Origin of the sequence: Arthrobacter sp. TB 23 (assembly GCF_000294595.1) — a bacterium.
GTDB lineage: Bacteria > Actinomycetota > Actinomycetes > Actinomycetales > Micrococcaceae > Arthrobacter_D.
Map to the genome: position 1 here is coordinate 30,778 of NZ_ALPM01000076.1, position 9,291 is coordinate 40,068.

The 9,291-nt window shown below is 59.4% G+C and carries 10 protein-coding genes and 1 pseudogene; 9 read left to right on the forward strand and 2 right to left on the reverse strand.

Annotated features, from left to right (window positions below; translation table 11 throughout):
• Window positions 1-105 precede the first annotated feature (105 nt).
• The 3 genes from lipB (at window position 106) to B384_RS0111430 (ending at window position 2,672) form a co-directional block, all read left to right on the forward strand.
• The gene (gene lipB, locus B384_RS18715) at window positions 106-822 is read left to right on the forward strand and encodes a lipoyl(octanoyl) transferase LipB (protein ID WP_019483247.1); all 717 of its coding nucleotides are present in this window, start codon (window positions 106-108) and stop codon (window positions 820-822) included.
• A 3-nt stretch (window positions 823-825) separates the two neighbouring features.
• Window positions 826-1,830 (forward strand): lipoyl synthase, encoded by a 1,005-nt coding sequence (gene lipA, locus B384_RS0111425; protein ID WP_019483248.1) that lies wholly within the window; start codon window positions 826-828, stop codon window positions 1,828-1,830.
• An 89-nt stretch (window positions 1,831-1,919) separates the two neighbouring features.
• A complete protein-coding gene (locus B384_RS0111430) occupies window positions 1,920-2,672 on the forward strand; it encodes a DUF4191 domain-containing protein (protein ID WP_019483249.1) in 753 nt (250 codons plus the stop codon).
• A gap of 79 nt (window positions 2,673-2,751) precedes the next feature.
• On the opposite strand, the gene map is transcribed toward B384_RS0111430, so the two are convergent.
• Both map and B384_RS0111440 read right to left on the reverse strand, forming a co-directional pair.
• Complete coding sequence (gene map / locus B384_RS0111435) at window positions 2,752-3,522, reverse strand: type I methionyl aminopeptidase (RefSeq protein WP_019483250.1); 771 nt, start codon at window positions 3,520-3,522, stop codon at window positions 2,752-2,754.
• An 83-nt stretch (window positions 3,523-3,605) separates the two neighbouring features.
• Complete coding sequence (locus B384_RS0111440) at window positions 3,606-4,043, reverse strand: RDD family protein (RefSeq protein ID WP_019483251.1); 438 nt, start codon at window positions 4,041-4,043, stop codon at window positions 3,606-3,608.
• A gap of 262 nt (window positions 4,044-4,305) precedes the next feature.
• Between B384_RS0111440 and glnA the strand changes: the two genes are divergently transcribed.
• From glnA to B384_RS0111475, 6 genes and pseudogenes are all read left to right on the forward strand, one after another.
• Window positions 4,306-5,730, forward strand: coding sequence for a type I glutamate--ammonia ligase (gene glnA / locus B384_RS0111445; protein WP_019483252.1), 1,425 nt, complete (start codon window positions 4,306-4,308; stop codon window positions 5,728-5,730).
• A 186-nt stretch (window positions 5,731-5,916) separates the two neighbouring features.
• Window positions 5,917-6,711: a TIGR04255 family protein gene (locus B384_RS0111450; RefSeq protein ID WP_019483253.1), complete on the forward strand. Its 795-nt coding sequence runs from the start codon at window positions 5,917-5,919 to the stop codon at window positions 6,709-6,711.
• A complete protein-coding gene (locus B384_RS0111455) occupies window positions 6,711-6,968 on the forward strand; it encodes a hypothetical protein (RefSeq protein ID WP_019483254.1) in 258 nt (85 codons plus the stop codon). The genes B384_RS0111450 and B384_RS0111455 overlap by 1 nt, the downstream gene beginning before the upstream one ends.
• The gene (locus B384_RS0111460) at window positions 6,965-7,486 is read left to right on the forward strand and encodes a hypothetical protein (RefSeq protein ID WP_019483255.1); all 522 of its coding nucleotides are present in this window, start codon (window positions 6,965-6,967) and stop codon (window positions 7,484-7,486) included. Before B384_RS0111455 ends, B384_RS0111460 begins: the two co-directional genes overlap by 4 nt.
• A 330-nt stretch (window positions 7,487-7,816) precedes the next feature.
• Window positions 7,817-8,155, forward strand: coding sequence for a transposase (locus B384_RS0111465; protein ID WP_019483256.1), 339 nt, complete (start codon window positions 7,817-7,819; stop codon window positions 8,153-8,155).
• A 133-nt stretch (window positions 8,156-8,288) separates the two neighbouring features.
• Window positions 8,289-9,291: pseudogene (locus B384_RS0111475) on the forward strand (IS3 family transposase); the annotation flags it as partial.

Consider the following 9,291-nt stretch of genomic DNA (forward strand, 5'->3'; position numbering starts at 1 on the left):
ACCAGTTGTAGCGGATCCCGGAAAACCTCGCAGAAGTTATCCACAGCAGCCCCGTGGCATGCATCAATGTCAGCGATGTCCCCGCGCAGGTCTACCCTTAACCCCATGACACTTCAATATTCGCGTGTTGGACTGGATCCGGAATTCGTTGACTATGAGGCTGGCTGGGATTTGCAGCGGAAGCTCCACGCCGGTGTGGTGGCAGGAACAGCACCGAGCACAGTCCTCTTGCTGGAACACAGTGCTGTGTATACGGCAGGGCGGCGCACCGAGGACCAGGAGCGACCGTTTGATGGGACGCCGGTGGTACCGGTCGATCGAGGCGGGAAACTCACCTGGCATGGCCCCGGCCAACTGGTGGGCTATCCCATCCTGGCTTTGCCGGAACCCACCAGGGTGACCGGCTACGTGGCCATTCTTGAAGACGTGATCATCGCGGTCCTGAAAGATTTCGGAATCAACGGGATCCGCATCGACGGCAGGTCAGGGGTGTGGGTCGCCGCCGATGACACCCGTCCGGACCGCAAGATTGCCGCCATCGGGATTCGCATTAACCGCCGGGTCACCATGCATGGGTTCGCGGTGAACTGCAGCAACGACCTCGCACCCTTCGCCCAGATTGTGCCGTGCGGAATTTCCGACGCTGGCGTGACCACAATCTCCGCTGAAACCGGCTACAGGGTGACCCCAGCGGACATCGTTTCGCGGATTGAAGACGAACTGCGCAAGAATGAACTATTACTGGTTGCCGAGGCGGCAGAAGATTTCCGCCCGTCAAGCACAGCCAACCCAGCCGGTCTGATCCGGCCGGAAGGAGCATGACCCGTGAGTCTGGCCCCCGAAGGACGCCGCCTTCTCCGCATTGAGGCGAGAAACGCCGAGACCCCGGTGGAGCGTAAACCCGACTGGATCAAAGCGAAGGTGAACATCGGCCCCGAGTTTGTGGCGATGAAGAACCTGGTGAAGAAGGAAGGCCTCCACACCGTGTGCGAGGAGGCGGGCTGTCCCAACATCTTCGAATGCTGGGAAGACCGCGAAGCCACCTTCCTGATCGGCGGTTCGGAGTGTACCCGTCGCTGTGACTTCTGCCAGATCGATACCGGCAAGCCGCAACCGCTGGACCGGAGCGAGCCGTTCAAGGTGGCCCAGTCCGTTCAGTCAATGAATCTGCGCTACGCCACCGTGACCGGCGTCGCCCGCGATGATCTTGAGGACGAGGGTGTCTGGCTTTACGCCGAGACTATTCGCCAGATCCACAGCATGAACCCCGGCACCGGCGTCGAGATCCTCATTCCCGATTTCTCGGGCAAACCTGAGCACATTCAGGCGATCTGCGATGCTGCACCCGAGGTGTTCGCGCACAACGTCGAGACGGTCCCCCGGATCTTCAAGCGCATCAGGCCCGCGTTCCGCTACGAGCGGTCATTGGACGTCATCACCCAGGGCAGGGACCTGGGCATGGTCACCAAATCCAACCTGATCCTTGGCATGGGCGAAACCCGGCAGGAAATTTCTGGAGCCATGCAGGACCTGCACGACGCCGGCTGCGACCTGATCACGATCAACCAGTACCTTCGACCCAGCGAACGCCACCTCCCCGTGGACCGCTGGGTGAAGCCCCAGGAATTTGTCGAACTCCGTGAGGAGGCCGAAGAGATCGGATTCCTCGGCGTCATGAGCGGACCGTTAGTCCGGTCCTCCTACCGTGCCGGCCGACTCTGGGCGCGCGCCATGCGCAAGAAGGGCCTGGAACTGCCCGCAGCGCTGGCGCACATAGAAGATTCCGGATCGACGTTGCAGGAGGCGTCAAGCCTCGCGCCCACGGGCTAGCCCGACAGCGAGCCGCCACCCAAGGCATTGGGCCGGGGTGGTTTCGACGCGTCCAATCAGCGACCTGGATCACGTAGAATTGAAGCATTATGGCCAACAGCACTGAATCAGACGGATCATCCACCCCTAAGCGACGCCTCTTTTCCCGGAAGCCGAAGCCCGAAAAGGGACCGAAGAAGACCGGGCGGATGAAGCAAATCTCCGAGGTCTTCAAGATGACCCGGCGGAATGATCCCAACGTGGTGTGGATCATGCTGCTGGCGTTCCTGTCGATCGTCGCCGTCGGTCTGGTCATCGGTTTCCTGATCCAAAACTGGATCACCATGCTGATCATCGCCATCCCGCTGGGCTTCCTCGCCGCAGTGTTCATCCTGTCCCGTCGTGCCGAGCGTGCCGCGTTCTCGCAGATCGAAGGACAGCCCGGGGCTGCCGGCGCCGCACTCAGTGTGCTTCGGCGAGGCTGGATCCTGCAGGATCAGCCCGTCGCGATGAACCCGCGGTCGCAGGATGCGGTCTTCCGCGCTATCGGCCGGCCTGGCATCGTGCTGGTTACCGAAGGTCCGACGGCTCGGGTCAAACCGCTCGCTGATGCTGAGAAGCGCAAGATGGCGCGGATCGTCCCCAACGTGAAGGTTCACGTCATCGAAGCCGGTCGCGGCGAGGGCCAGGTGCCCTTGGCCCAGGTCGCCAAGAAGGCGCAGAAACTCAAGAAGAATCTGACCAAGCAGGAAGTTCAGGCGGTCAACAAGCGGCTGACCGCCCTGGGCACCAAGCTGCCGATCCCCAAGGGCGTTGATCCGTTCAAGGCTCGTCCGGACCGCAAGGCCATGCGGGGGCGCTAGGTCCGCACGAACGCAGGATTGGTTTGAGGGTCGACCTCGCTATCGGAGAGTGTTTCTCACCGAAGCGAGGTCGGCCCTTTTAGTTGGGTAGCGTAAGGATTTCGGCGCCGTCGTCAGTGATGGCGATGGTGTGTTCGCTGTGGGCCGTCCGGCAGCCGGTGTCGCTCCGCAGCGTCCATCCATCAGGGTCGGTGACGAGTGTCGCAGTGTCCACCATGACCCACGGCTCCAACGCGAGCAGCAGCCCGGGCCGGAGCACATAGCCACGTCCTGGCCGACCCATATTGGGTACATGTGGATCCTGGTGCATCGTCGAACCGATGCCGTGTCCACCAAATTCGGTGTTGATCGGATACCCCGCATCGGTAAGGACCCGACCTATTGCGTAGGAAATGTCGCCAATCTTCACACCGGGACCCGCTGCGGCTATGCCTGCCTTCAGGGCACGTTCGGTGGCCCTGATCATCTCCACACTCTCCGTGGGCTGAGCCTCGCCGACGATGAAGCTGATCGCCGAATCAGCGGCAATGCCGTTCTTTGATACGGCGAGGTCGAGGGTCAGCAGGTCCCCGTCCGCGAGAGCGTAATCGTGGGGCAACCCGTGAAGCACAGCGTCGTTGACCGCGGTGCAGATGTAGTGACCAAACGGCCCGCGTCCGAACGACGGCGCGTAGTCCACATAGCAGGATTCGGCACCGGCGTCGGCAATCATCGTCTTCGCCCAGTTGTCGATGTCCAACAGGTTGGTGCCGACTCTCGCCCGGCTCTTCATCGTCTGCAGGATGTTGGCGACCAACGCTCCGGCGTCTTTCGCCCGGCTCAGTTCGGCCTTGTTCAGGATCTCGATCATTCGGTGTCCTTCGTTTGAAGTCAGTGTTTATCCGGGTCAGCCTAGGAAGCCGCGCTGTCCCCTGATGCGGTGAGGAGTTCTGGTCAGATCCTGACCAGAACTGTTTGGACTGCACGGTCGTGGACTCCGCGCTGGTCGCGGTCCACGATGACGGCCGGGATCACCAGGCAGATCAGGAGGGTCCGGACCAGGGCCTTGCCGTATCCGGCCGGGCGTCCCGTGAGCGTCTGAACCTGCATGCCCATGATTCGATGCCCGATGCTGTAGCCAAAGAACCCTACGAGCAGGACCTGGGTGAGGGCGAAAATTCCCAGGGTGGCAAAACTGTTGTAGTCGAAGAAACCGTAGGAGATCAGCGACGCCAGCGCCCAGTCAATGAGCAGTGCGCCGACCCTGCGGCCGGGACGGGCGATTGATGCGGGACCGGTTTTGGGACGCCCCATCCCCTTGCCCGGCCAGTCGGTGGAACTGTCGGAGGGGGTTCCGCCGAGCCATGAGCCGATGTCGTTTCTGTCTACCACTCCTTAATCTTAACGCGTTCACACCGCGGGGCTGCGCGTCGCCGTCGTCGTCATCCAGACGCCTCATCTGACCCGCAGCGCCAAATCAGGCTAGGCTGAAAGAGCCTTTAGTCCAGACCAGCCATTAAGTAACGTGCCGGAAACAATTGCGACACCAGTGGGAAACTGCCAACTCGTACAGTTGTAATCATTGCGGCGGCGGCGCTCAATGCCACTGATCTGCGCCCGGTCGTTACCCCCACATGCGTTAGGAGCATAAACGATGTTCAAGAATGCGGACGAAGTCCTCAAGTTCATCGCTGACGAAGACGTGAAGTTTGTCGACGTCCGATTCACCGACCTTCCCGGAGTGCAGCAGCACTTCAACGTTCCCGCGAAGACAGTCGATGCCGACTTCTTTGTGAACGGGCAGCTGTTTGACGGGTCATCGATCCGCGGCTTCCAGGGAATCGCCGAGTCGGACATGCAGCTGATACCGGACCCCACGACTGCGTTCATTGATCCCTTCCGGATGGAGAAGACGCTCGCGCTGAGCTTCTCGATTGTGAACCCTCGGACCGGCGATCCTTACCACCGTGACCCTCGCGGCGTGGCAGAACGCGCTGAGGCTTACCTGAGCTCAACCGGCATTGCGGACACCGCGTTCTTCGCCCCGGAAGCCGAGTTCTACATCTTTGACAACGTGCAGTACGAGTCCCTGCCCCAGGGCAGCTTCTACAAGGTTGACTCGATTGAGGCTCCCTGGAACAGCGGCCGCGAGGAAGAGGGCGGGAACCTTGGCAACAAGACCCCGTTCAAGGGCGGCTACTTCCCTGTCTCTCCTGTCGACAAGCAGGCTGACCTCCGCGACGCGATCTGCGTCGAACTGGACAACGCCGGCCTCGAGGTTGAGCGGTCCCACCACGAGGTAGGTGGCGCGGGCCAGGCTGAGATCAACTACAAGTTCACCACCATGACGCATGCTGCTGATGACCTGCAGAAGTTCAAGTACATCGTCAAGAACGTTTCCGATGCGTGGGGCAAATCGGCAACGTTCATGCCGAAGCCTGTCTTCGGTGACAACGGTTCGGGCATGCACTGCCACCAGTCGCTGTGGAGCGCCGGCGAGCCATTGTTCTACGACGAGCGCGGCTACGCGGGACTCTCCGACATGGCCCGCTGGTACATTGGCGGCCTGCTGAAGCACGCCTCGGCGGTACTGGCATTCACCAACCCGACGGTGAACTCCTACCGTCGCCTGGTCAAGGGTTTCGAAGCCCCGGTCAACATGGTGTACTCGCAGGGCAACCGCTCGGCTGGTATCCGGATCCCGATCACCGGTTCCAACCCGAAGGCCAAGCGCATCGAGTTCCGCGCGCCGGACCCCTCGTCCAACCCGTACCTGGCCTTCGCAGCACAGCTGATGGCTGGCCTAGACGGAATCAAGAACCGGATTGAGCCAGCTGATCCGATCGACAAGGACCTGTACGAGCTCCCCGCTGAGGAAGCCAAGGACATCCAGAAGGCTCCGGGTTCACTGGAGGAAGCTCTGCTCGCCCTTGAGGCTGACAACGAGTTCCTGCAGGCCGGCGGCGTCTTCACCCAGGACCTCATCGACACCTGGATCGAATACAAGCGCGAATTCGAGATCATCCCGCTGTCACTGCGCCCGAACCCTTACGAGTTCGAGCTCTACTACGGCGTCTAGCTAGATCAAAGGGACGCGGCGGGTTTAGTCCGCAGACAGTCCGCAAGAATTGGCAAGATAATAGGTGGGCCCCTCCGTTTTGATGGTGGGGCCCACCTGCCATCTACAAGACTTGCGCTCGAGCGGTAGTCTGGTGGAAGGGAGCGTGGCGCGCATCAAATCGCCACACGATACGAGGGAGTTTTGTTGACGATCGATGCCGATCTTTCCAAATGGGGCGAGTTGGGCGATATGGTCACCTTGCCTCTCAACTACTCGCATGCGCCGATTGCGGAAGCGATCATAGAGTTCGTAACTGAGCCGTGCGAGAGTTTAGACATGGTCGCTTTGGAAGATCTGCTCGGTTCTGAGGACCACTACTCGGATCCCGAACCCGCAATGTCATTCAAGGGCGAAGTGTCGGTCGTTGAGGCCGAAGTGATCGGCGGAGTCAAAGGAACAAAGGTTGGTTATGTCTACCGTCGGGAGGACGGAAAGCGGGTAATTCAGGCTCATCGAGATAGGTTCATATTCTCTTGGTTGCCTCCGTATCTCCATTGGGATGAGTTTGTAGACGAGGCCATGTCTTACTGGCGACGCTACGTAGCCATTGCTCACCCTGAGCAGCTCGTCCGAATCGGCGTACGATTCGTGAACCGGATCGAGCTGCCGAACCGATCAGTCGAGTTGAAGGATTACATTCGCGTCAGCGTTGACCAGCCGGCATACCTTCCGCAAGCAATACGACAAATGTTTGCACAACTGCAGTTCGACCTCGTCGCCTTCAGCGCTGTTGGAACAATCACGGCGTTGCTACAGCCTCCTGATGAGGAACGAGCACATATAGTTCTGGATATAGATATTCGAAAAACTGTGGAGCTTAAGCTAGACGACGATCACTTCGATGAAGTCCTCGCGGATGAACTACAAGAATCGCGAGACGCGAAGAACTTCGTGTTTGAAGCTTGTATCACCGACGCTACAAGGGGGCTAATTCAGTAATGACAACGATCACAGCTTCACCGCAACTGAGTGTGAGCGGCAATCCACTCGCAGGGGTTTTCGAAATTGTGGAACAGCTTAGAAGCTCATCTGCCGTTTGGAGCAAGTACACGAAAGCCGTCATCCCGGAGGAAGGGGTGACTGTGCGACCGACCCAGAGCTCCTCGTTCGAACGAGCGACACCGATTTACGAGGACGGCTTCGAGGCGCGTCGAGTCGTCTTCCAGGTCGTTCCTCCTGATGACAGCGACTGGTGACCAGCCAGACGATGAGCTTCCTCGCTCCACCTAAGCCCTGGCTCTGTCAGGGTGACATCTTTGCAAGTGTGCCGATACTCGAATTCATTGAATCCAATGTTTATGGTCCCGCGATGCTTGTCACTTTCGGATGTGTCATCGATAAACGGAACAATGCCGGCAAGTCCCGCGTTTCACACTTATCCTTCCTGCCGGTGCGGTCTGTCGCCTCGCTGCAACCTGACCAGCAGCGGCTTATCCGTATGAGCCCGAGCGAACTTCGACCCTACGCCGCACTCTACTTAGGCCAACTGGGCGGATTGGGTGAGTCGTACGTGAATCTTGTTGAGCCATTCAGTCTTCCGGCCAGCATGTTTTCAGTTCGAATGCATGATTTCTCGATGATGCTTCCGGAAGAGCGCGATCCGATGCGCCTTGTGTCCCAAGCGAATGGCGACAGGCTTCACGCTCTCACGGATGATCACTTGGATCTGTTCTTGAATAAGTGGAGAGCACACTGGACAGGAGTTACTTCCTAGCGGGAAGTCGCGGTGTTCGAACTGCGTCTATTTGGTGCCACTGTCATGAAACACCTTGTGAGCCTTTCCCTCTTCGGGTTGGGTTCGAAGGAACACTGCGACAGGTGACCTGATTTCTCGTCTCTGTTAGCCAGACGTGCACATACGTGTCGAGGAATTTTGCCGTTTGATCCTCCATGATTTGGTCAATCGAGTAAGGACTGTTGCTGGTGGGCGAGACACCAGCGTCGCACGGTGGTTGGGCCCCCGTTAGCAGTCCAGTTGGCATGGGCCCTTCCTGGTGGTCCGATTTTATGTGAGTAGGGCATAGTGACTTCAGGAGGTCATTTCATGCCTTTCCAATATCCACGCTCCGTCTGGCGCGGCATCAGTATCCGTCTTCGGCAAGGCGAATCCGTCGCCTCGGTCTCCGCGGAGACCGGCATCTGTCAGGGAACTCTCTACCGGTGGAAGCACCAGGCACTGGTGGATGCCGGAATGAAGGAGGGGACACCGAGTCCGGACGCCGGTGACCTCGTGTCGGCCCGTAAGAGAATTCGGCAGCTCGAGGACGAACTGGCCATCGTCAAGGCCGCCAGCACGTTGTACGACGAGACGGCGGTGGTGCCCCCAAAAGAAAAACCGCAGTTGTTAACGCCAACCCAAAACAGGGCCATTAGTGCCAATTGAAAACAGGGCCACTGGTTGTTCGTTCTATTGTGCCGTACTGGTTGTTGGCTGGTGTGGTTGGGTCCCCGGGTAGGAGTCCAGTGATTATGTGAGTTTCGCATCCGATAATGGGTGCAGGAGGAAATTCACTTTTATGGCACGTAGACATACCCCTGATCAGGTCATCGCGAAGGTCCGTCAGGGCCAAAAGATGCTCAACGATAGACGGCCGATGATTGAGGTCGTGAAGGAACTGCAGGTCACCGAGGCGACCTGGTACCGGTGGGTGAACCAATACGGTTCCGAGCACAACGCCGGCCAAACCAAAGCGGTACGGGAGCTCGAGAAAGAGAACGCCCGGCTGAAGAAGCTGGTTGCGGAGAAGGAACTGACCATCGACATTCTCAATGAGGTGGCGAAGGGAAAATTCTGAGCCCCGAACCTCGCCGCCGTGCAGTGCGCATGGCGCAGGAGAAGTTCGGGGCGTCCGAAAGACTCGCCTGCAAGATCCTGGGCCAGAACCGGTCCGCCCTGCGCAAGGCACGGCCGGTGGCCAGCTTCGAAGACCACCAGCTACGGGCCGATCTGCGGGCTATTGCGGGGAAGCACCCGACCTGGGGTTGGCGGAAGGCACGCTGGCACCTCCTGGGCCAGCAACAGTGGGTTGGGGTGGCACTGAATCCGAAGCGGGTGCGCCGGCTGTGGCGCCTCGAGGGACTCACCTGCAAACCCAAGGCAAGGAAGAAACGCCGCACCGGGCCCGGGGCTGGGGAGCAGAAACGGCTAACTGCTCAGTATCCGATGCATGTGGTCAGCTTCGACTTCCAATCCGATGTGACCTCCTGCGGGCGGCATGTGCGGTTTTTCAACGTGATCGATGAATACACCCGTACCGCGCTGGCGATCATCCCGCGGCGGTCTTTCACCGCGACGGATGTGGTCGCCGTGCTTGAGGACATCATCGCTGAAACCGGTGTCGTCCCGACCCATGTCCGCTCCGATAATGGGCCGGAATTCACTGCCGCAGCACTGATCAGCTGGTGCCAAACCGCCGGCGTGGAGACCGCTTTTATTGACCCGGGGTCGCCGTGGCAGAACGGGTACGCCGAGTCATTCAACGCCCAATTCAGAAGGGAACAACTCACCGGAGAAATCAT